The organism is Arthrobacter sp. FW306-2-2C-D06B (assembly GCF_021789175.1).
Taxonomy (GTDB): domain Bacteria; phylum Actinomycetota; class Actinomycetes; order Actinomycetales; family Micrococcaceae; genus Arthrobacter.
In genome coordinates, this window is the sequence record NZ_CP084560.1 from 2,736,186 (window position 1) to 2,757,445 (window position 21,260).

Annotated in this window: 22 protein-coding genes and 1 tRNA gene; 11 read left to right on the forward strand and 12 right to left on the reverse strand. The window is 63.8% G+C overall.

Annotation, left to right across the window (positions count from 1 at the left end; translation table 11 throughout):
- Positions 1-15: 15 nt before the first annotated feature.
- The 4 genes from LFT47_RS12745 to LFT47_RS12760 form a co-directional block, all read right to left on the reverse strand.
- The gene (locus tag LFT47_RS12745; protein WP_236818555.1) at positions 16-870 is read right to left on the reverse strand and encodes a carbohydrate ABC transporter permease; all 855 of its coding nucleotides are present in this window, start codon (positions 868-870) and stop codon (positions 16-18) included.
- A gap of 20 nt (positions 871-890) precedes the next feature.
- Positions 891-1,817 carry a carbohydrate ABC transporter permease gene (locus LFT47_RS12750; RefSeq protein ID WP_236811287.1) on the reverse strand — a complete coding sequence of 309 codons (927 nt, stop codon included), beginning with the start codon at positions 1,815-1,817 and terminating at the stop codon, positions 891-893.
- A gap of 3 nt (positions 1,818-1,820) precedes the next feature.
- The gene (locus LFT47_RS12755; protein ID WP_236811288.1) at positions 1,821-3,176 is read right to left on the reverse strand and encodes an extracellular solute-binding protein; all 1,356 of its coding nucleotides are present in this window, start codon (positions 3,174-3,176) and stop codon (positions 1,821-1,823) included.
- 104 nt (positions 3,177-3,280) lie between these two features.
- A complete protein-coding gene (locus tag LFT47_RS12760) occupies positions 3,281-4,534 on the reverse strand; it encodes an ROK family transcriptional regulator (RefSeq protein ID WP_236811289.1) in 1,254 nt (417 codons plus the stop codon).
- A 129-nt stretch (positions 4,535-4,663) separates the two neighbouring features.
- Here LFT47_RS12760 and LFT47_RS12765 point away from each other — a divergent pair, with 129 nt between their 5' ends.
- Entirely contained in the window at positions 4,664-5,551 is an 888-nt protein-coding gene (locus tag LFT47_RS12765; protein WP_236811290.1) for an aminoglycoside phosphotransferase family protein, read from the forward strand.
- 3 nt (positions 5,552-5,554) lie between these two features.
- On the opposite strand, the gene LFT47_RS12770 is transcribed toward LFT47_RS12765, so the two are convergent.
- The gene (locus LFT47_RS12770) at positions 5,555-6,700 is read right to left on the reverse strand and encodes a class I SAM-dependent methyltransferase (protein WP_236811291.1); all 1,146 of its coding nucleotides are present in this window, start codon (positions 6,698-6,700) and stop codon (positions 5,555-5,557) included.
- 202 nt (positions 6,701-6,902) lie between these two features.
- Here LFT47_RS12770 and LFT47_RS12775 point away from each other — a divergent pair, with 202 nt between their 5' ends.
- Positions 6,903-7,280, forward strand: a complete 378-nt coding sequence (locus LFT47_RS12775) for a cupin domain-containing protein (RefSeq protein ID WP_236811292.1) — start codon at positions 6,903-6,905, stop codon at positions 7,278-7,280.
- Positions 7,281-7,421: 141 nt separating this feature from the next.
- Here the strand turns inward: LFT47_RS12775 and LFT47_RS12780 are convergent.
- Both LFT47_RS12780 and LFT47_RS12785 read right to left on the reverse strand, forming a co-directional pair.
- Positions 7,422-7,494: transfer RNA gene (locus tag LFT47_RS12780), tRNA-Ala, on the reverse strand.
- Positions 7,495-7,725: 231 nt separating this feature from the next.
- A complete protein-coding gene (locus LFT47_RS12785; RefSeq protein ID WP_236811299.1) occupies positions 7,726-8,676 on the reverse strand; it encodes an NAD-dependent epimerase/dehydratase family protein in 951 nt (316 codons plus the stop codon).
- On the opposite strand from LFT47_RS12785, the gene LFT47_RS12790 reads away from it, so the two are divergent.
- Positions 8,667-9,365, forward strand: a complete 699-nt coding sequence (locus LFT47_RS12790; protein ID WP_236811300.1) for a ScbR family autoregulator-binding transcription factor — start codon at positions 8,667-8,669, stop codon at positions 9,363-9,365. The two genes, LFT47_RS12785 and LFT47_RS12790, sit on opposite strands and share 10 nt — an antisense overlap.
- Position 9,366: 1 nt before the next feature.
- Here LFT47_RS12790 and LFT47_RS12795 read toward each other — a convergent pair whose 3' ends face one another.
- Positions 9,367-10,533, reverse strand: coding sequence for a ScbA/BarX family gamma-butyrolactone biosynthesis protein (locus tag LFT47_RS12795; protein WP_336885441.1), 1,167 nt, complete (start codon positions 10,531-10,533; stop codon positions 9,367-9,369).
- Between LFT47_RS12795 and LFT47_RS12800 the strand changes: the two genes are divergently transcribed.
- Positions 10,415-11,032, forward strand: a complete 618-nt coding sequence (locus tag LFT47_RS12800; protein ID WP_236811302.1) for a TetR/AcrR family transcriptional regulator — start codon at positions 10,415-10,417, stop codon at positions 11,030-11,032. The two genes, LFT47_RS12795 and LFT47_RS12800, sit on opposite strands and share 119 nt — an antisense overlap.
- Before the next feature lie 91 nt (positions 11,033-11,123).
- The gene (locus LFT47_RS12805) at positions 11,124-11,903 is read left to right on the forward strand and encodes an SDR family NAD(P)-dependent oxidoreductase (RefSeq protein ID WP_236811303.1); all 780 of its coding nucleotides are present in this window, start codon (positions 11,124-11,126) and stop codon (positions 11,901-11,903) included.
- A gap of 68 nt (positions 11,904-11,971) precedes the next feature.
- On the opposite strand, the gene LFT47_RS12810 is transcribed toward LFT47_RS12805, so the two are convergent.
- The gene (locus tag LFT47_RS12810; protein ID WP_236811304.1) at positions 11,972-12,757 is read right to left on the reverse strand and encodes a GntR family transcriptional regulator; all 786 of its coding nucleotides are present in this window, start codon (positions 12,755-12,757) and stop codon (positions 11,972-11,974) included.
- A gap of 158 nt (positions 12,758-12,915) precedes the next feature.
- Here LFT47_RS12810 and LFT47_RS12815 point away from each other — a divergent pair, with 158 nt between their 5' ends.
- From LFT47_RS12815 to LFT47_RS12830, 4 genes are read left to right on the forward strand one after another with little or no spacing between them, the layout of a single operon-like run.
- A complete protein-coding gene (locus LFT47_RS12815; RefSeq protein ID WP_236811305.1) occupies positions 12,916-14,349 on the forward strand; it encodes an MFS transporter in 1,434 nt (477 codons plus the stop codon).
- Between the two features lie 37 nt (positions 14,350-14,386).
- Entirely contained in the window at positions 14,387-15,364 is a 978-nt protein-coding gene (locus LFT47_RS12820) for a nucleoside hydrolase (RefSeq protein ID WP_236811307.1), read from the forward strand.
- Positions 15,365-15,376: 12 nt separating this feature from the next.
- A complete protein-coding gene (locus LFT47_RS12825) occupies positions 15,377-15,886 on the forward strand; it encodes a nucleoside deaminase (protein ID WP_236811309.1) in 510 nt (169 codons plus the stop codon).
- Between the two features lie 46 nt (positions 15,887-15,932).
- Entirely contained in the window at positions 15,933-16,772 is an 840-nt protein-coding gene (locus LFT47_RS12830; RefSeq protein ID WP_236811310.1) for a PfkB family carbohydrate kinase, read from the forward strand.
- On the opposite strand, the gene LFT47_RS12835 is transcribed toward LFT47_RS12830, so the two are convergent.
- On the reverse strand, positions 16,769-17,434 hold the full coding sequence (locus LFT47_RS12835) for a TetR/AcrR family transcriptional regulator (protein ID WP_236811311.1): 666 nt from the start codon (positions 17,432-17,434) through the stop codon (positions 16,769-16,771). The two genes, LFT47_RS12830 and LFT47_RS12835, sit on opposite strands and share 4 nt — an antisense overlap.
- 83 nt (positions 17,435-17,517) lie before the next feature.
- Here LFT47_RS12835 and LFT47_RS12840 point away from each other — a divergent pair, with 83 nt between their 5' ends.
- Positions 17,518-18,564, forward strand: a complete 1,047-nt coding sequence (locus tag LFT47_RS12840; RefSeq protein ID WP_236811312.1) for an agmatine deiminase family protein — start codon at positions 17,518-17,520, stop codon at positions 18,562-18,564.
- On the forward strand, positions 18,561-20,282 hold the full coding sequence (locus LFT47_RS12845) for an amidase (RefSeq protein ID WP_236811313.1): 1,722 nt from the start codon (positions 18,561-18,563) through the stop codon (positions 20,280-20,282). The genes LFT47_RS12840 and LFT47_RS12845 overlap by 4 nt, the downstream gene beginning before the upstream one ends.
- A gap of 4 nt (positions 20,283-20,286) precedes the next feature.
- Here LFT47_RS12845 and LFT47_RS12850 read toward each other — a convergent pair whose 3' ends face one another.
- Together LFT47_RS12850 and LFT47_RS12855 are read right to left on the reverse strand one after the other, a co-directional pair.
- On the reverse strand, positions 20,287-20,646 hold the full coding sequence (locus LFT47_RS12850; RefSeq protein ID WP_236811314.1) for a sec-independent translocase: 360 nt from the start codon (positions 20,644-20,646) through the stop codon (positions 20,287-20,289).
- Positions 20,647-20,693: 47 nt separating this feature from the next.
- Positions 20,694-21,257 (reverse strand): hypothetical protein, encoded by a 564-nt coding sequence (locus tag LFT47_RS12855; protein WP_236811315.1) that lies wholly within the window; start codon positions 21,255-21,257, stop codon positions 20,694-20,696.
- Positions 21,258-21,260: the final 3 nt, after the last annotated feature.

A 21,260-nucleotide genomic window follows, 5' to 3' on the forward strand; every position in this document is an offset into this window, starting at 1 on the left:
CCGGCGGTCGGCCGATCAGCCCTTCATCGCGCCGGACAGCGCAAATGCGCTGCCGGACCCTCTGGCAACCACCGTGTAGAGGATAAGTACCGGGACTGAATACAAGATGGAGAACGCGGCGAGTTCCCCATAGGCAATGGCTCCGTGCTGGCCGAAGAAGCTGAAAACAGACACCGCGGCAGGCTGCTTGGAAGTGGACAACAACAGGATGAACGGGACGAAGAAGTTCCCCCAGGCCTGGATGAAGACGAAGATGAACACCACGCCCAGCCCTTGCCCCATCAGGGGCACGACGATTCTCCGGAGCGTGGCCAATCCCGAGGCACCGTCCATCCAGGCAGCTTCCTCCAGCTCAAGCGGCACGGAGTCCATGAAGTTCTTCGTCATCCAGATGGCCATGGGCAAGGTGGTGGTTGCCATGAAGAAGATGGTTGCCGGCATCGAGTCCAGCAATTGCAACTGCACGAACAGGCCATAGACCGGCACCATGATCGCGGTGACCGGGAGGGAGGTGCCGAACAGGATCGCGTACAGGAACGGCTTGTTGAATCGTGATTGGTAGCGGGACAGCGGATAGGCCGCGAGCACGGCGGCCACCAGGTTCACGAGCGCCGTTCCGGTTGAAAGCAGGAAGCTGTTCACGAGTGGCTGGAAGAGCAGCCCAGGCGTTAGTACGGCGGCAAAATTAGCGAACGACGGCGATTGCGGCCACCGCGTCTCGTAGCCGGCGTGCGGATCAAGGGAAGCAAGAATCAGCCACGCAAGGGGCAGCACAAAGCACACCCCGATCACGGCCAAGGCCGCGTTGGCCGCCAAGCGGACGCGGAGCCGTCCCGCGGCCACCGCCGTCGGGCTCTTCGCGGCGAGCAGCGGCGCGCGGCGCAGGGAGCTCACGATTTTGCCCCGCGGATCAGCCTGACGTAGACGGCACCGAAGACCATGCCGATCAGGATCAATACCGAAGCGATCGCGGTGCCGTAGCCGATGTCTCCGAGCTTGAATGCTTCCTGGTACGCCAGCACGGGCAAGGTGGTGCTCGCGTTGGAGGGACCACCGGCCGTCATCACCCAGATGAGGGTGAAGACTGCGAGGGTTTGGAGGGTGATCAGCATGAGGTTGGTGGCGATGCTGCCGCGGATGATCGGAAGGGTGATGAAGGCCAGACGTTGCCAACCCCCGGCGCCGTCCATGAGTGCGGCTTCGGAAATGTCGCGCGGGACCTGGGAAAGCGCCGCCCTGTAGACCAGCATCGAGAATGCGGTGCCGCGCCAGACATTGGCCAGGACGATGGCGGCCATCGGAAAGGCATAGAGCCAGTTGGCGCCCTGGACACCTAACATTCCCAAGAGCTGGTTGAGCGTGCCGTCCTGGCTGAAGTACGCGTAGGCCGCGAAGGCCGCCACGATCTCCGGCAGTATCCACGATGCGACCACCGCCGTGCCCACCAGCGACGCCGTGGCTCCCCCGGATCTGGTCATCAACAGGGCGATGCCCAGGCCCAGCGCGTTCTGTCCGAGGATCGCGGAAACCACCACGAAGACTACCGTCAGCCATGCCGAGAGCGGGAAGACGGAATCCGTCAGCATCCGGGCGTAGTTGTCCAGGCCGACCCATTGGGGGTTCACGGCAGCCTTGCCGGACAATGCGGCGTTGGTGAAGGAGGCGTAGAAGGACCACGCCACAGGTGCCAACATGAAGAGTGCCAGCAGCAGGATTGACGGTACTACCGGCAGCAAGCGGAGCCTGCGACGCAGGGACCTCTGGATTGGAGATCTGCGTCGCAGCAAACCGCGACCGAAGGAATCAGGGACTGCCATGCGTCATTTCTGCATGACCTTGGTGTCGCCGACGAGTTTCTTGACCGAAGCGTCGTATTCGGCTGCCGCCTCCGCCGGGCTTTGTTTGCCGGTGATGACGGCCTCGGTCGCCTGTTGGACGGCGAGGGAAATCTTCGGATAGTCAGCGGTCGCCGGGCGATAGTGCGTGACGCCCACCAGATTGGAAACATCCTTCACGAAAGGGTTGGCCGCTTGGTAACCGGGATCGGACGCAACATCCGTGCGGACGGCGATCTGGGAATTGTTGACGTCGAAGGCCAAGGCGTTTTTCTTGTTCACGGCAGTGGTCAGGAACTTGAAGGCCAGGTCCGGGCTTTTGGTCTTCGCACCAACGGCGAGCGTCCAACCACCGGACATGCTCACACCGCCGGGATCCTGCCCGAACTGGGTGGGGAACTTGGCTACTCCCATATCCTGGGCATACCCGGCCCATTCGTAGGAACCGCCCTTCTGCCAGAACGACGGCGCGTACGAGCCTTCCACGGTGGCGCCCATTTTGCCTTGCGGCAGCCACTGTCCAAAGACTTTCTTCCACACATTCGAATCGAGGGCGTCCGCGGGGGTCACGGAAAGCTTCTCGTCGTAGAGGGTCTTGAGGAACTGGAGTGAATCGGTGAATCCCTTGGATCCCACCACCCACTTCTTGTCGCTTTCCGAATAGAGGGAGCTTCCCGTTCCATAAAGCAGTTCGTAGAAGCTCTGCATGACCGTTCCCTCACCGGTGCCTTTTCCGGCGTACATGCTGAAGGGAATCACACCCGGATCCGCGGCCTTCATTTTGCGGGCCGCGGCGAGGATGTCATCCCAGGTTTTCGGCTGCCAGGGCAACGGGATCCCGGCCTTTTGGAGGACTGTCTTGTTGTACCAAATCGCCCTGGTGTCGGTGCCGAGCGGGACGGCATAGAGACTTCCGTCGTCACCGCGTCCCGCGGCTTTGGCACCCTCGTTGAACTTGGACCACTCATCCCAAGCGGCTAGTTGCGAGTCGAGTTTGAACAAGTATCCGGCGTCGACGTCCGATCGGACCTTGAAGGTGTCCTCGTAAAAGACATCCGGAGCGGTGTCCGGGGATCGCTGGGACAGCGCAAGCTTGGTGCCGTAGTCGTCGTCGTTGGCTTGGATGGGCTCGAGGTCCACCGTGACGCCGGCGTTTGCCGCCTCGAATTCCTGCTTCGCGTCCTGGAAGACCTTGTCCAGGGCGGTGAAGGAGTCCGTCTTTTGATAGACGATCTTGATGGTTTGTTTGCTGACAGCTTGCGGTTGAGTGGAACAGGCGGCCGAGGCCAAAAGACCTACGACGCCGAGCAGTGCTGCTCCGATCCGGACTGGGCGACGCATGACGCTCCGATCTTCAAGCGGCTGCAGCCCCCCACACTTCAGCTGGCCCAGCCTGTTGCCGATATTGATAATGCAGCCCTGCAACGCAGGACGTCGAGAAGGCCTCAGCCTTCCAACAGGAGCCGCTGGGCGCGCGGCGCAAGCGTATGTTCCAGCACCAGGCAGGCCGCCCCGATGGCGCCGACGTCCTCGCCCACTCCGGTCCCCACAACCTCGATGCCATGGATGCTGTTGGCGGCACTGTTGGCGGCGAGCAGGGGAGGAATGCGATCCAGGTAACGTTCGGACATCCGGCCCCAGAACGGACCGCCGAAGACGACGCGTTCGACGTCGAGCGTGTTGGTCACCACCGCGACCGCCCGGGCAACCAGCACGGCTGACTTGTCTATGATCGCGATGGCGCGTTCGTCACCCGCATCCGCGGCATCGCAAAGCCGGGCGAAGCCTTCCTGGACTTCCGGGCCCTCGGTGCCTTTGCGGCCGCCGTTCAGGACACCTTGCTCTTCGGCTTCGGCCACGAGGACCTGCGGGATGCAGGAAGACTTGACGCAACCGCGCAGGCCGCAATCGCAGGGGGGTCCGTCCGGATCGACAATGATGTGTCCGATTTCACCGGCGTTGCCGGATGTTCCGCGGACAACTTCGTCGTTCAAGACGATGCCGCAGCCGATGCCGGTGCCCATATACATGAAAATGAAACTTCCGGTGCCGCTGGCCCCGCCGGCCCAGGTTTCGGCGACGGCCGCGCTGGTGACGTCCTTGTCGACAAGGGTCTCGAGCCCGGTGGCTTCGGCGAGGGCGTCCCTGAGGTGCACCCGGTCCCAGCCCGTCAAGAGGGGCGGATCCACGACGGTACCCTCATCAAGGTCAATTGGCCCCGGCGCCGCGACGCCAAGTCCCGCGATCTTGGCCGTATCAACACCGGAATCTTCGATCAGCGCCTTGATTTCCTCCGCTATTGCGGCGATGATGCGCTGTGGATCGCTTCCGGTCGGCGTGGGAATCCTGGAGTGCTTCACAACGTCGCCCACCAGGTCCAGGACCACCGTGGTGATGACTGCGGGGTCAAGATGGACGCCAAGTGCGTACATTCCGGAAGGGTTCAGGCGCAGGATGGTGCGGGGCTTACCCGGACCGCTGCCTTCCTTGCCTGCTTCGACAATGAGATGTTGATCCAGGAGGCGGCGGGAGATATTCGAAATAGTCTGGGGAGAAAGGCCGACGATCTGGGCGAGTTCCACCCGGCTCAGTCCGCCCGACGAGCGCCTGATTGCGTCGAGAATGACGGTCAGATTGAAGTCCCCCATGCGGGGCAGATTGGTTCCGCGCCTCGGAGTCGGCTGGCGGATCTCAGTCACGGATTCCCCTAAAATCATTCGAATAAAGCTGTTGCATTTGCATCGTACGGCACGTGTGCTTGTCCCGGTATGCCCACACGCTGCCCGCGCGTAACGGACCCGGATATTGCCGATGGGAGGCCCCGGAATATGGCACTGATGCCCCAGGCCGAGCTGGACGTCACTGAGGGGTTGGTGAGGAGTTTGCTCGAGGAGCAGCTGCCCGGGCTCTCGCACCTTCCGTTGGAGCTGGTGGCCAACGGCTGGGACAACGTCATGTACCGGCTTGGCGAGGAGTGGGCCGTGCGCTTGCCCCGCCGGGAGGCAGCCGCGCAGTTGATCCTGCATGAACAGCAATATCTCCCGGGGTATGCCAGGCGTTCCCCTGCGCCCCTCCCCAGTCCCATCCACTCTGGCCGGCCATCTGCGGCTTATCCATGGCCATGGAGCGTGACTCCCTGGCTGGAAGGACGCTCCGCGGTGCTTGTCTCCCAAGCGTCACGGAATGTGGTGGCCGAGGACCTTGCCGCGTTCCTCCTCGCCATGCATGTTCCCGCCGTGCCGGGCGCGCCGGTCAATCCCGTCCGCGGGGTGCCTTTGGCAGCGAGGTCTGACGCGGTCATGGACCGGCTCGACGATTCCAACCATTATCCGCAGGCGGTCCGGTTGCGGACGATCTGGTCCGAGGCCTGCCTGGCCCCGCCGTGGAGCGGGCCCGGGCTGTGGCTGCATGGAGATCTTCACCCGGCGAACGTCCTCCTCCGCCCCGATGGCCGGCTCGCGGCCGTCGTCGACTTCGGAGACCTCGGCGCCGGGGATCCCGCCGTCGATCTGGCCGTCGCGTGGCTGATGTTCGACGACGGCGCGCGGCACCGCTTCATGGCGGCGCTCGGTCGCGCTGTGGATGCCGCTACGTGGGCCCGGGCCCGCGGCTGGGCCGTGGTCCTCGCGACGGCGATGGTCAGTTTCTCGGATGACAATCCGGAGATGGCTGGAATCGGGCACTTCGGGGTGGATCAGTTGCTGCTTGAGCGCTGACGCCTAAAGCTTAACGCTGCGCGTCACGGTGAATTTCGGGTTCCGGCCGATTTCGGTGGTGGGGCCGATCAACCTTTCCAACGCCGCGCGATACTGCAAGTGGCTGTTGTAGACAGTCCAGAGTTCGCCGCCGGAAGCCAGGACCCGTGCCGCCGCATCAAACATCTTGATGGCCGCGCCGGCGTGGACGCTCGCTCCGAGGTGGAACGGGGGGTTCAGCAGGATGAGGTCGGCGCTGGCAGATTCAAAGGTGGACATGGCATCGTCCTGGACAACCGTGATTCGATCTGACAGCCCGTTGGCTGCCGCGGTTTCCCGGGCCGACGCCACTGCCGCGGCCGATTGGTCCGTCGCGGTAACCCGGGCCTTGGGACGGTTCCGGGCGTACATCGTGGCGAGTATCCCGGTCCCGCAGCCAAGGTCCACGGCGTGGCGGGCTTCGGGGATACTTTCCAGGAAGCCCAAGAGGAAGCGCGTGCCGATATCCAGCTTCGTGCCTGAAAACGCACCCCCGTGGGCGCAGACCGTGATCCCCAGCTCGCTGTTCTGCTCCGAGACCGGGAAGGGCTCGGGGGTGTCCGGCCGCTTGGGACCGGCAGCAAGCAGGACACGCGACTTCCGCTGCGCGAGCTGCGGTTGGACGGATTCGAAGCGTCGTTCAAGGACGGCGTTCATCCCCAGGGACGTGTGTTTGACGCGACCTCCGGCGAGCAGGACGGCTCCTGGCGCTGCAAAGCGCGCAACGGCGTCGACGATTTCTTCCAGCTCCGCGAGGGCCTTGGGGAGCTGCATGATCACCAGTTCCGCGCCGTCGAGCAAGCCGGCGCCCAGCTCGAACTGGTCAAAGCGGCCGGACAGTCCGGACGCCTCGGCGTTCCGTTGCAGCGCGAGCCTGCCGACGTACAGGTCTTGGGTCACCCGGACGTGCCCGACGCCGAGGGCCGCCAAAGCGCCCAGCGTCAGGGCTCCGTAGCGGTCACCGATCACCGCAACGCGGGTTTCCGGATCAACGACGTAGGCCGCCGCGGTCTCGAGGAGGAGCCGATCGGAGGCGTCGTGCGCCTGCAGGTTCTCCGCCTCGACGTCGGGGAAGCGGCGGAGGGTGCCGAACAGCGTCCCAAGGTGTACATCCAGCTCGGTCAAGGTCACGATGCACCAATCTATCCCCCTCAGGAACCCTCGACAACACAGGGGTGGCGGAGGAAGGTAGAGATTGCAAGTAATCGACCGTCTGACCGCTGCTGCCGGCACGGCACGCGCCACAGCAGCCCGGACACCAGGGTCCGCTGCGAAGGGCGAGCCACGTTGCGGACCTCGAAGATCAGGCTCCCACTCCCCTTGTGAGCAGACCATGACTGTCAACCTCGTCACTCAGCTTGAAGTAAAGTCGCACAATTCCCCAGATGAAATCCGGCGGCCGGAGAAGACCGTGGTGGAAAACGTCACTGTCGGTGACTACACGATAGGCCGCTTCACGTTCGAGCCAGGCTGGACGTGGGCCGATTGCATCAAGCCGGTGGTGCAAACCGATTCCTGCCAGGCCAACCACGTAGGGTACTGCCTTTCCGGTGCACTGGAAGTCGAGACCACCGACGGCAAGAAGATCAGCATCTCCAAAGGAGATTCATACACCATCCCGCCGGGACACAATGCGTGGGTTGTAGGCGACGAGACCTACTCGGCGATCGAGTTTGTCAGCGCAGCAGAATATGCAGTCAAGCCCGAGTAGCACGGACCCAACTAGCTCGCATTTGTTGTCGTTTTGAGGGCCGAAAACGACGTTAACTGCGAGCTACTTGGGTGCATCCGGCGCTTCCCACGGAGAAACAAAAAAGGGAACCACCCTTTCGGGTGATTCCCTTTTCTTCGGTGGAGCTGAGGGGACTCGAACCCCTGACCCCCTGCATGCCATGCAGGTGCGCTACCAGCTGCGCCACAGCCCCGAACTTTGCCCTCAGGGACTTCCATCCCCGCCGGAGCAACTCGTCAATACTAAACCACAACAATGTGAGATACGAAATCGGACCCGGCGGCCTCGGGACAGATGAGGTGCGGTCGATTGCTCGGCCGCACCTCCCCCCATTCCTGCCCTTCAGCTTGCTGTCGCAATCGCAACGAGCCACTGCACTGAAGTGTAGAGACTGAGCGGCCATTAAACAAACCGTTCAACCGGTTTATGACCGGGCGGGCTCCCTCGGTACTTGGTAAGAAGAAGCAAATTCGCCAAGGGCGCTGCCGAACGTTTCCGGTTCACGCCCCGAGATCCGCCAAAGGCGTTCAGAGGAGTACCAGTGATCTTTCGTCACCAAGTCAATCTGATGCCCGCTGAATCCTGCGGCGCGCAAGGCCGAGCCGGCACGTTCGTCATCCCCCAGGAACGTCGGATATTCCACACCGCATACCCGGGCAACGTTCTGCAGGAGGAATGACACAGGAACCGGTTCCGGATATGCGGCGTGGAAAGCGCGCCCGGGTTGTCCGGGCGCCAGCGCAAGCCCGGAAAGCAACCCTCCCAGCGCCTCCACGCCGATGAGCGAAAGCAGCGCCGAACCATCACCCGGCCACCCTCCAGCCACTTTCATCAGTTTGAGCAGCCCCGGTACAAACCAGCGGTCTCCCGCGCCGAACACGAGGTTGGGACGAACAACTTCGCCGCCGTAGCCGAGAACCAATTGTTCGGCGACGGCGCGGCTGGCGCTGGCCACCGAGGCCGGGTGATAGCCGGCTTCGGATTCAAGGATGCCGCGGTGAGGGCCGCTCCCATAAACGCTGCAAGTGCTGACATAGATCAGCCGGGCAACTCCGGCCCGCCGGCACTGCTCGACGACGTGACCGGTGCCGGCCTCGTTGATCTCTTGGGCAAGGCGAGGCTCGGAGCCCACATAGGATGCGGCGTGGATGACAACATCCGTATCGCGCAAGAAAGGGCTCAGGCTCCCCGGGACGGAAATGTCGGCGGTCGCAATGGTAGCGTTATTGTTTCGTAGTCTTGCAGGCGGTTTTCGTGAGAGTGCCACAACGTGCGCCCCTCCGGATCCGGCGAGCGAGGCTACAACCCGGCTTCCAATGAAGCCTGACGAACCCAGGACCAGGACCCGGGGCACATGGTCAACACGTGTCGACATGGCCCCCGCCGATCCTCGGGTCCGTCGGTTTCATGTACTCAAGTATCCCGGACGCAGAAACCGGAGAGGTCTCCACGCGGATCATGCAGCAACGTGCCAAAGCCACCCGGACGGCAGTCATTGAGGGTGCAGCGTCGATCTTTGAAGAGGTCGGCTATGGGAATGCAAGCCTAAGCGACGTCACTGACCGCGCTTCGGTCACTAAAGGCGCGCTCTATTTCCATTTCAAGTCGAAGGAAGACCTGGCGTTGGCCGTCATCGCCGAACAGCACAACATCGTGCGTGTCGCCGGGGAGGAGATCGCCGCCGCCGGACTGCCTGCGCTGGAGACCATGATCGCCATGTGCCGCACATTCGGGCAACAACTACTTGACGAGCCAATCGTCAGGGCTGGCATCCGGCTGACATTTGAAGCTTCGGCGTTCAATGGGGACGTCAAGGGTCCCTACCAGGACTGGGTCACGACCATGGAGATGCTGACGCGCCAAGCTCAACTGGAGGGTGACGTGCGGCCCGAAGTTGATGCCGCAGACTTCGCACGGTATCTAGTGGCGTCGTTCACGGGCGTCCAGATGGTTTCCAACGTGCTGACCGAGCGGCGCGACGTTCTCAAACGGATAGACGACATGTGGGGTTTCATGATGCCGGCCATCGCGCCGGTTCACCCGCAAGGCCTAGGGACTCCCTGAATCAACGCGGCGTTCTGACCCGCGCCAACAAGGACATTAGGGTCTCTTCTTCGTGCAGCAACCGGACCCTCATCACACCGTGGGCGCCAGGTGATTCGAGTTGCGTCACAGCAACGTCCACGGGATAGCTGAACTCGACCAACTTCATGAATTCCGCCTCAAACAACGCAAAATCGGCATCCGGTCGGGAACACGCTGCGCGCACAGCCTGCCTCGCGGCCTCCACCAGCAGCATTCCCGGGACGTGGTCGAGGGGATGGTCAAAGAAAATCGGGTGGGTTGGATCAACGCGCAGCGGCCAAACGAGCGGGCGGCTGCTTTGCCCGAGCATCACGTTCCGCTGGGTGGCATGCCCGACGTCGGCACACGCCAGTAAGTCTTCGCCAGCGGCGGGCAACCCGGCAGGGACCGCCCCACGCATTCGCTCGTACGTCGTCGGATTAACAATGCGGGCCGCCGCCACCCCTTCGCCTACGGGAGCACCGTCAACAACGAACCTCCCAGACACAGTCAATGCTGACAAGTGCCCTCCACTGAGCTTCATGTCCTTGACATCGAGTTCGACAGCAACCTGCGCGGGTACCAGGGGATCCAAGAATGCGGCTTTTACCGAGATGCTCATATACGGCATGAGGAATTTATGGGTCAAAGGCACTCCGCACAAATGGGACAAGAAGATCACCGCCTGCCGCAACGTCTCAGCCATGATCGCCGAATCCGGCGAACCGTCCGGCGACCCATAAAAAACGTGCCATCGCGGCCATTGCGCTCCCGCAATGAACCGCCTGGAACCTGATTGAACGAAGTCAGTCAAGAAGACTTCCGAAACCGAGCGCTTATGAACGAGCTCCCGCTTGACGGAAGCCTCGAAGAGCGCTTCATCGCGCATTGGGTCCCCACTCCTCCCAGGATCTGCCACACCAGCCAGCGCTGCTGTTGCGCCCCCATTAAACGAGCAAATCTTATCGGCAAGCTGTGCCCATCGGATGATCGAGGTCGACGAACTGCCCGAATTGACATACCTACTGGTCGGTTTGTAGTTTATCAATATGGAGTTTGGCGACACAGGCAGTACGCCCAAGGGCGCGGCCACCCGGAATGAGATCCTTCGGGTTGCCGCAGACGTCTTTGCACGCAAGGGTTTCGAGCAGACCCGAATGGACGACATCATCCGCGAAGTCGGGCTCACGAAAGGTGCCATCTACTTCCACTTCTCTTCGAAAGCAACATTGGCCCAGGCCGTCGTCGACGAGCAAAAGGCACGTTGGCTGCGTCGCGTGCAAGAGGAAATTCTCAGCAAGAACAATCCCCTGGAGGAGTTGCGCAGTCTCGGGGAGTTTATGGTCAGAACGGTCCTGAGCGACTCTTCCGCGTGGGGTGTCGTGCACTTGGCCAATCAACTGGCTTCAGCCAATGAGCACCCCGGCGGTTCCTCTCCACTGGCTGCATGGGTGGACCTCGTCTCCGGCATCCTTCAACGGGGCCGCGCAAGCGGCGTCTTGACGTTTCCAGGGGATCCCGGCGACGCAGCAACGGTTATTGTGGCCGCATTCGATGGCTTGAAGTCGGTCACGGACGCCCTTGACCCCAAAGATCTCGATGCCTTCGAACGACGCGCGACGCTACTGTTGCAACTCCTCGAACAGCAGTTCGTCTCCAGCCAGTAACGCAGCAACCCACGAGCCAGATACTTCAACGCTTGGCCAAAAAACAAACCGCACAGTCAGTTTATTAGCACTCAGTTTACTAGGAGTAGAAATGAATTTTTCAGCCAAAACAGCCCTCATCACGGGAGCGTCCACCGGTATTGGTTCGGTCTTTGCCCGAAGGCTCGCTGCCGAAGGCGCACGCTTGATACTGGTTGCCCGCAGCCAGGACAAGCTGGAAGCGCTTGCGGGTGAACTCCGCGAGCAGGGCGCCGAAGTGACCGTTCTCGCAATGGACTTGAGCCTGCCGGAGTCCGCAAAGGAGCTCCACCTAGCCACCGAATCCCTGGGACTCACAGTGGACATCCTGGTCAACAACGCGGGATTCGGAACACACGGACACGTTCTCCATGCAGACGCCGATCGCTATGCAGAGCAGATCCAGTTGAACTGCTCCACTTTGGTCGGCACCAGCACGCGATACCTGCCTGGCATGGTGGAGCGCGGCTCGGGGGCGATCATCAACATTGCGAGTACGGCCGCATTCCAGCCGATACCCCACATGGCCGTCTACGGCGCGACGAAGGCCTTCGTCCTCTCGTTCACCCAGGCCCTATGGGCAGAGACGCAGGGCACGGGCGTGAAAGTGCTTGCCGTTTGCCCGGGAGCCACGGAGACGCCGTTCTTTGAGATCGCCGGCGAGTCAGCTGCCGCCGGTAACATGCGGACGCCGGAGCAGGTGGTAGACACTGCGATGTCCGCGATCCGAGGGAACAAGCCGAGCGTTGTGGATGGCCGGCTCAACTCCTTCGTTGCGCGGGTGGCGGTCAAGCTCCTCCCGGAGAAGCTCGTGATCGCGGTCGCGGGACGAGCCGTCCGGCCGGCCAACTGAGCGTCGAAGCTCGACACACGGAAGGGGACCGCCAACCGGCGGTCCCCTTCCCTACATCACGCTGTGCCCTAGGTTCCCTGGATGATTCCAATCTGGACCACTCCCGTGTTGACCAGCGTCTTAGCCAAATAGACGACTTGCCCGGAATGCTCCACGGTCTGGGTCAAGATCAGCACAGGGTCCTTGGCGTCCAGCTCAAGCAGCTCGCCTCGCGCGACGCCAGGGGTGCCTGCCGCGATATCAGTCTCGCCGGGCCCAAAGGCCGGCCCAATGGCGGAGATCAAATTGGACAACAGCGTCGCCTCTTGCCCGACGTCGTCCACAATGACCCGCGCCGCTTCAGGGTCGCGATCAACGAGACCCCCCTTGCTTGCCACGTGCTCCTGGACCAAGGCGATAGGTGAGCCGTCCCGTTTGAGGACACTCTCGAAGAACCAGGAGGCTTCCTCTTCGCGGATTCCGAGAGGCTCTGCAGTGAACACCGACGACGACGGGTGCAGCACATGCTGTGTCCGGCTGACCTGGATGGCGGATCCGGCCTCGGCAAGAATCTCCTCCATGGGCCTGATCCGCTCGAGGCCAACACGCGGCAGGCGGGTGGCCACAAAACGTCCAATCCCTCGGCGCGAGCGTACGTATCCGTCTTCCTCGAGGAGCATGAGAGCCTCACGGACCACCGTCCGGCTGACCTTCATAGCCGAACCAAGGTCCGTTTCCGAGGGCAACAGCGACGAAACGGGGAAGTGCCCCGCCCGGATCGCATTCATGATGCGCGAGTACACGGCAACGCGGAGCGGGATGTTGGCGGTGGCATCCAACGGCTCCGAAAGAACGGCCTCAGCACTGCGGTCCAAGATGGCTCCCTTCGTCGATATTGAGAGTTTACGCGATGGGTATTCCGAGCCTGTATAACAAGCGTGTATGATGCACATATAAGCCATCTTGTGCTCTGCGCCACACATGCATCGAGCCGCCCCCGAAGCCGTTTTGTTTCAAACAAGGAAGTTTGTCCATGACTACCCAAGCCACCAGCACCGCAGGGCTCCCCCTTCGGCGAAAAGCAGCCCGAGTGCCCGTCCTCATTGCCACGCTCATCCTTTCGATCCTTAGTTACCAGCTCAACGCCAGCCTGTTCTCGGCGGCACTGCCCGCCATGGCCGCCCATTTCCAGGAATCCACGGAAAACGTGGCCAAAGTCCAGTCGCTTTTCTTCCTGACCGGCGCAGTCCTGGGAATGGCATTTTCCCGATGGAGCGACTTCCTGGGACGCCGCCGCACCCTGTTGATCGTCCTGTCCATGATGTTGGGAGGCACGGTCCTGTGCCTGTTGGCTCCGAACCTGACCGTCCTTCTCGTGGGCAGGGTCCTGCAAAGTGCAACAAGCGCCACGTTCACCATTTCTTTCCTCCTCCTGTCCGAGCGCTTCAGCAAGCGCCTCTTCGGCATATCCGTTGGCGTCATCTCGGCGGTAAACGGCGGCATTGGCGGGCTCGACGGCTTCCTGGGCGGTTTTATCACCGACACCATCGGCTGGCAGTTCCTCTTTGTCCTGGTCCTCGGCGTGGGCGTTCTGGCGATCGTTCTGGTCGCCGTCGTGGTCCCGAAGAGACCCGCCCGGACACGTGAGGGACGCATGGACTGGTGGGGCGCAGGCACCCTGGGCACATTCCTGGTTGTCTTGAGCAACCTGATCGGACAGGCTTCCACGTCCGGATGGGGCGACGCCTGGACCCTTGGCTATCTCGCCGGCGCCGTGATTGCCGGGCTGGCGTTCGTCGCCGTGGAAAGGCGGGTTGCGCGTCCGCTGATCGCCATCGAGCAATTGCGGTCCCGCCAGGTGTGGCCGGTTTTGGCGAGCACGGTGTTGACCCTTGCGGGCATCTTCTCGGCGCTGAACTTCACCGTGATCCTCCTGAGCCAGGACGCAAAAGCCGGATACGGACTGTCGGCCTCCATGTCAGCCCTCCTGTACCTGACACCGACAGCCTTCGTGGGCGTGCTCACGGCAGTGTTCTCCGGCTGGTTCGCGCAGCGCATCGGCTGGTTCAAGGCCCTGCGGATCAGCAGCGGGCTGATCGTCGTGGCCGCCGTTGCGGTCGCGATCTTTGCGGCGGACCGTTGGATGGTCTTCGCTTTGCTGATCATCATGGGAGTCCTGTATCTCGGCCAGTTCCAGAGCACCGTCAGCGGCATCGCGGTGCTGAACTCACCCAAATCGGCGCCGGGTTCCGTGCCCGGCCTGAATGGAGCATGCTTTGGAATCGGAGCCAGTGTGGGAATCGCCGTCGTCGCACCCGCCGTCGCCGCCGGAACCATCGCCGGCTACCAAACTGCCTTATGGATCTCGGCGGGCTTCGCCCTCGCGGCCTTTGCCGCTTCCCTGATCCTGCGCCCTGTCCCTGCGAGCGCCCCTGCGGCACCCGCCGTCGTCGTCGCCCATGCCTAAGCCCGAACCAGAGTCACCAAACCTACGAAGGAGCACCATGACCACCACCACACCGCAGCCGTTCTACCTCGATTGCGATACCGGCATCGACGATTCCCTGGCAATCGCGTATCTCCTGGCGAGCCCCGAGGTGGCGCTGGCCGGGATCGGAACCGTCAGCGGCAACGTCAGCGCCGCGGTCGGCGCCGTCAACACCTTGAACCTGCTCCATGCCGCCGGCAGGTCCGGGATACCCGTGGCCGTGGGAGCCCATGATCCCCTCATGGGCACGTTCGACGGCGGGGCGCCGCACGTTCACGGCGAGAACGGCATCGGCGGGGTCACCTTGGAAGACTCAGGCCTGACGTCGGAATCGGAGACAGCCGCGGAGATGCTCGTGCGGCTCGCCAACGAGCACCCGGGTGAATTGCGCGTCATCGCCGTCGGTCCGCTCACCAATCTGGCCCTCGCGCTGCAACTGGACCCGAAGCTCCCGTCGCTCGTCCGCGATGTCACGGTCATGGGCGGAGCCGCGTTTGTGCCGGGTAACATCAGCCCAGTCGCCGAGGCCAACATCTTCAATGACGCCGAAGCAGCCGCCGTGGTGATGGAGGCCGGCTGGCCGGTCACCATGGTTCCCTTGGACGTCACCATGAACCACCGCTTCGACGAGACCCATCGCGCGGCGCTTACGAAAGCCGGACACCCGGTGGCCAGTGCGCTCTCCGGGATGCTCGTCCAGTACTTCGCCTTTTACAACACGATTTTCGGTGAGCATTGCGCCGCTCTCCACGATCCGCTGGCGGCTGCCATCGCCGTGGGTGCCCTCGAGCTCGACGACGCCCCGTACGTTGGAATTTCCGTGGAGACGAGCACGGGTGAGCCTTACGGCAAGACCCGCTGTGAGCGGATCGACGGCGGAGCCGCCGACGCGCGCACGGTGCCGGAACGGGCGTCCCGGGTTGTGCTTTCCGTCAAGGGCGACGCCGCTGCGCACCTTCTGGAGCGGATCCTGTCCTTGCCGGCGGCGAACTGAAGGGGCTTGGCGATGAACACTTCCGAAGACACCCCGTCCCACGGCGCCGAACCCAGCCAAGGCGACCTCGTGTTGCTGGACCGCGCCATTTCCCTTGCGAGGGCGGCCCGGGATCGCGGCGACCACCCGTTCGGCGCACTTCTGTTGGCCCCGGACGGAACCATCGTGGAAGCCATGAACACCGTCAACACCGAGCATGATCCCACCGGTCATGCCGAGACCAATCTGGTCCGCCTGGGCGCCAGGAAGCTCGACGCCGGCGCATTGGCCTCCAGCACCTTGTACACGAGCACCGAACCGTGTGCCATGTGCACTGGGGCGATCTATTGGGCGGGAATCGGACGCGTGGTCTATGCCTTGTCCGAGAAGGACCTCGCGTCGATTGTCACCGAGCAGTCCGGCGTACCCACCCTTGACCTGCCCTGCCGCGACGTCCTTGCCCATGGCGGGAGCAGCGTCGCCGTGGTAGGTCCGGTTCCGCTTCCCGAGGCAACAGAAGTCCACCGTGGTTTCTGGCACTAGACCGGAAACCCGACACCGCAATCCAGCACCACCCAAAGGACAACTCATGCCTATCCCCAGCACGCTCACTGTTGTCGGCAGCCTCAATGTCGATCTCACGTGCCGCGTCCACCGCCTCCCCTCCCCCGGTGAAACCATAGGCGGTGGCACCCTCACCCGTCAGGCCGGCGGAAAGGGAGGCAACCAGGCCGCGGCTGCTGCACGGCTGGCCGGGGCCGCCCGCATGGTGGGCGCCGTCGGCGCGGATCCGGATGGCCGGCTTCTGGCGGAGGCCCTGGACCGGGCAGGGGTTGACATTTCGGCAGTGGAGCAGGTTTCCGCGCCGACCGGCACCGCGCTGATCGTGATCGACAGCGAGGGCGAAAACCAGATCGCCGTGGCGCCGGGAGCCAACGCCATGGTTTCCCTGGATCGCACCGATTTCTCCGATGGCGGGCCGGTCCTGGCCCAGCTGGAGATCGCCGTCGACACCGTGCTGGAAGCTGCGCGCCGGACCGCCGGGTTCTTCGCCCTCAATGCGGCCCCGGCACAGGCACTCCCGGCAGGGCTTCTGGAACGGTGCGACCTAGTGATCGTCAACGAGTCCGAGTACGACCTCATCCCCGAACTCCGGAGCGCCAAACGCGTGGCCGTGACTTATGGTGCGGGCGGGGCGTCGATGTACACACGAGGGGTCAGGACCGCCCATGCGCCCGCGGCGAAGACGAGGGTGGTCAACAGCGTGGGGGCGGGCGACGCATTCTGCGCGGCGCTCGTGCTGGCGCTCGCGTCGGGCCTGGATGAGGAAAGCAGCCTCGCGGCCGCCTGCGCGGTGGGGGCCGCCGCCGTCGCGAGCGAGCTTTCCCAACCGGAGTTCGAGCGGCTGGAACACTATCTGGGGATCTAAGAATCCGAGCTTGGGATCCGCCCGAGGTGCTGGACACCGCCCGGCACCAGCGAACCGCGGGCCGCACCTACCATGCCTTCCACGGCACGGGCGAGGTGCGTCCCGCGGTCGCTGACGCCGTCCCAGCGCACCAGGGCCTGGGCATTCAGTCCGTCCACCATGCCCAGGATCTGCCAGGCGACAGACGGAGCATCGAACGTATCGAACTCACCGGCGTCGATCCCCGCTTCGACGACCCCCTGCACTACGGCCTGCCAGGCGTCCATCTGCTCACGAACGCAGGTTGCGAGCGCCTCGTTCCGACGCCCCAGGGTCCACGCCTCCACCCAGATTGCCGTGACATCGAGCCGGCTGACGTCCATGAGAGTTTCGAGGAGCATCCCGAGCTGTTCCAAGGGAGTCGGCTGCTTCTCCAGAAGACCAGCAACTTCCTCCGTTTCCGCCGCCACAATGGTCGAGAAGATGCCCGCCACCAAGGCCTCCGCATTGGGCTGGTAATGCGCGACAAGCCCCGAGGCCACCCCCACCCGCGCAGCAACGTTGCGCAACGTAATGGCGGAAAGCCCTTGCTCAAGCGCAATTTCCTTGGCGGCCTCGGCTATTTCGGCGGCGCGTTCGGCCGGCGTCTTCCGCGCAGCGCGTTTCTGTATCGTGCTTGACATCACACAACAGTCTAAAGTAGTTTTCTTCTTGTTGATCATGCGATCAATAAGAAATTTCACCTCACAACATGGAGGAGACTTCCATGGCCTGGAGAATGCCAGCCGAAACCGCACCCCACGAGCGCACCTGGATGGCGTTCCCCCGCACGGGCCTGACCTTGGGCGACGACGCCGCTTCGGCGGACGAAGCGTACGCGGCCTGGACCGCCGTCGCGCACGCAGTGTCCGAGTTCGAGCCCGTCACCATGGTGGTCGACCCCAGCGAACGGGACCGGGCGAGCCGCATGCTCGGCGCCGGAATCGAAAAGCTTGAAGCTCCGCTCGACGAATTCTGGATGCGCGACGTCGGAGCCACGTTCGTCGTCGACGACGAGCGTCCCGGCGTGCTCGGCGCAGTTGACTGGATCTTCAACGGCTGGGGCGCCCCGGCCTGGTCCGAATGGGAGAAGAGCGCCGGCATGGCCCGCTTTGTCGCTGAAGAGTCCGGCGCGGAACTGGTCACCTCCTTGTTGGTCAACGAAGGCGGCGCCATCCACGTCGATGGTGAAGGCACTGTCCTCGTCACCGAAACCGTCCAGCTGGATCCGCGCCGAAATCCATACGCGGACAAGGCACGCGTCGAGGCGGAACTGTCGCGCACGCTGGGCACTACCCACACCGTGTGGGTACCGCGAGGCCTTACGCGTGACTACGAGGACCTCGGCACGCGCGGCCACATCGACATGGTGGCCACACTTCCCTCCCCCGGCCGGGTCCTCCTGCACTCGCAGACCAATCCCGGGCACCCCGATTTCGAGGTCAGCCGCACTCTCCAGCGGTTCTTCGAAACCCAGCAGGACGCTGCAGGCAAGCCATTCGAGATCACCCTGCTTCCCGCGCCTGAGACCCTCCGCGACGAGGAAGGCTTCGTCGATTGGAGTTACGTCAACCACCTCGTGGTCAACGGCGGCGTGATTGCGTGCGGCTATGGCGAGGAGCGGGCCGACGCCCTGGCCGCGGAAATCCTGGCCGAGGCCTACCCGGGCCGCCGCGTCGTGACAGTGGACGCCCGGCCAATCCTCGCCCGGGGCGGAGGAATCCACTGCATCACGCAACAGCAGCCCAAACTCCCCAGCCGGGCCGCACGATGAGCCGCTTCGACGTCGTCGAGGCCTCCATCGCACAGTTGCGGGCGGCTCTGGAGGCCGGCGAAGTGACGAGCGAGGAACTCACCCAGGCGTACCTGGACCGCATCGACGCCTACGACCGCTCCGGCATCACGCTGAACGCGATGGTTGTGATGAACCCCGAAGCGCTCGCAGATGCCAAGGCTTCCGACGAGCGCCGGGAACACGGCACCACCCTCGGGCCCCTCGACGGCATTCCCTACACCGCCAAGGACAGCTACCTGGCCAAAGGGCTTACGGCCGCCGCGGGCTCCCCCGCGTTCGAGAACCTCATCGCGCAACGCGATGCCTTCACCATTGAACGCCTCCGCGCGGGGGGCGCCGTGCTCCTCGGCCTGACCAATATGCCGCCCATGGCCAACGGCGGCATGCAACGCGGGGTGTATGGACGCGCCGAGAGCCCGTACAACGGCGATTTCCTCACCGCGGCTTTCGGGTCCGGATCCTCGAACGGCTCGGGTACGGCTACCGCGGCGAGCTTCGGAGCGTTCGGCCTGGGCGAGGAGACCTGGTCCAGTGGCCGCGCACCGGCGTCGAACAATGCCCTGTGCGCGTACACACCGTCGCGCGGGGTCATCTCTGTGCGCGGCAACTGGCCGCTGGTACCCACCATGGACGTCGTAGTGCCCCACACCCGGTCCATGGCAGACCTCCTGGAACTGCTCGATGTCATCGTTGCCGACGACGCCGAAACCCGCGGCGATTTCTGGCGCGCGCAGCCGTGGGTCCAGATCCCGGCCGCGTCCCGGGTCCGCCCTGCTTCCTACCCGGCGCTCGCACCATCCGGCGTCGACGGCGCCCGCTCGGCTTTGAAGGGCAAACGATTCGGGGTGCCGCGCATGTACGTCAACGCAGATCCCGACGCCGGCACCAGCGAAACTCCCGGCGTCGGCGGACCCACCGGCCAACGAATCCAGACGCGCGATTCCGTGATGGAACTGTGGGAGGCTGCCCGGCGCGACCTCGAAACCACCGGTGCCGACGTCGTCTTGGTCGACTTCCCCGTGGTCTCCAACTACGAAGGCGACCGCCCGGGCGCGCCCACCATCGCCACCCGCGGACTGGTCAGCCCTGAGTTCCTCCGGCGGGAAATCGTCGACCTCTCGGCATGGGCCTGGGATGACTTCCTCGCAGCCAACGGGGATCCGGCGCTCAACGGCCTGGCCGACGTCGACGGCACGGCGATCTTCCCGCACCCGGAAGGCGCCCTCCCGGACCGTTATGACGGATTCGACGACGACATCGCCGACTACCCGGCGCACATCCGCGCTCACGCGGTCGCTTCCCTCACCGACATCCCGTCCCTCGAAGAAGGCCTTCGCGGACTTGAAGAGACCCGGCGGGTAGACCTTGAGGAATGGATGGACGGTCTCGCCCTGGATGCGGTCATCTTCCCGGCCGCCGCCGACGTCGGACCAGCCGACATGGACGTCAACGAATCCTCAGCCGACCTCGGCTGGCGCAACGGCGTCTGGGTAGCCAACGGCAACCTCGTCCCCCGGCACCTGGGGATCCCGACAGTCACCGTACCGATGGGAACCATGAGCGATACCGGCATGCCCGTAGGACTCACATTCGCCGGACGCGCCTACGATGACACCGCGCTGCTGGCACTGGCCGCGGCTTTCGAAGCAACAGGCGAGCGCCGCACCGCTCCCCCGCGCACACCGCGCCTCGACTGACGGGTCAGGTGGACTCGTCGTCGAAAGGGGCCTTCTGCCCGGCCGCCAACCGCACAACCGGGCGGGCAGGAGGCTGGACGGGGGTAGGGACAACCGGCTCAGGAAGCGGCTCGTCCTCGAGGAGAGCTTCGCGGATGATGCGGCGAGGATCGTATTGGCGCGGGTCCATCTTCCGCCAATCGATGTCCTCGAATTCCGGGCCGAGCTCCTGGCGAAGCTTTTCCTGCGCGCCGGAGGCCATGCGCCGCAGTTCGCGGATAAGCCGCCCCAGCTTCCTCGCATACTCCGGAAGCTTGGTCGGTCCAAGGACCAAAACGGCAATAATCAGGAGAAGGGCTACCTTCTCGACCGAAATATCGATCATGGCTCCATTCTAAATCCACCACCCGGTCGCTCCGGGCGGCACCGGGCTCAGGAGATCGCGTACAACGCTACGGCAAGTCCAGCTGCCATCAGCGCCTCGCGGACACCCTTCAATCGGGGAACGGCGTGCGATTTGCTCTCGGCCGGCATCGCGAACGTGCCCAACAGCCAACCCGTGGCGGCGAAGAGCATGAGGATCGCGCTCATGATGTCGGCAAGGATGATGCCCAGTTGGTGTCCTGGATGATCCGACACCGATCCAGCTCCACTCGACGCGGAGAGCAGCACCCAGCCTGAAAGGGCCGCCACCGCTGCGCCATAGATCGCCGACCATCGCCCTGTCCCCGCTGTTCCCGCTGTCCGTGGCCCTTGGTACACGATCCTGACCACGAACAGGAGGAAGGCAAGGCCAATCGCCGCTCCCAGCGGGACCACACCAAGCGGAGCCCACCCAAGCCCTCCCGCCGCCATTGCGGCGGCCAATATCCCGGCTGCGGCGGCGTCAATCCGGGCCGCGACACCCTTGGCCCGGAAGATGGCTCCGAACCCCAACACGGCCGCTGCCCCGAAAAGCAGCACCAGGGCGCCTACAACAAACGAACCTCGGAACATACC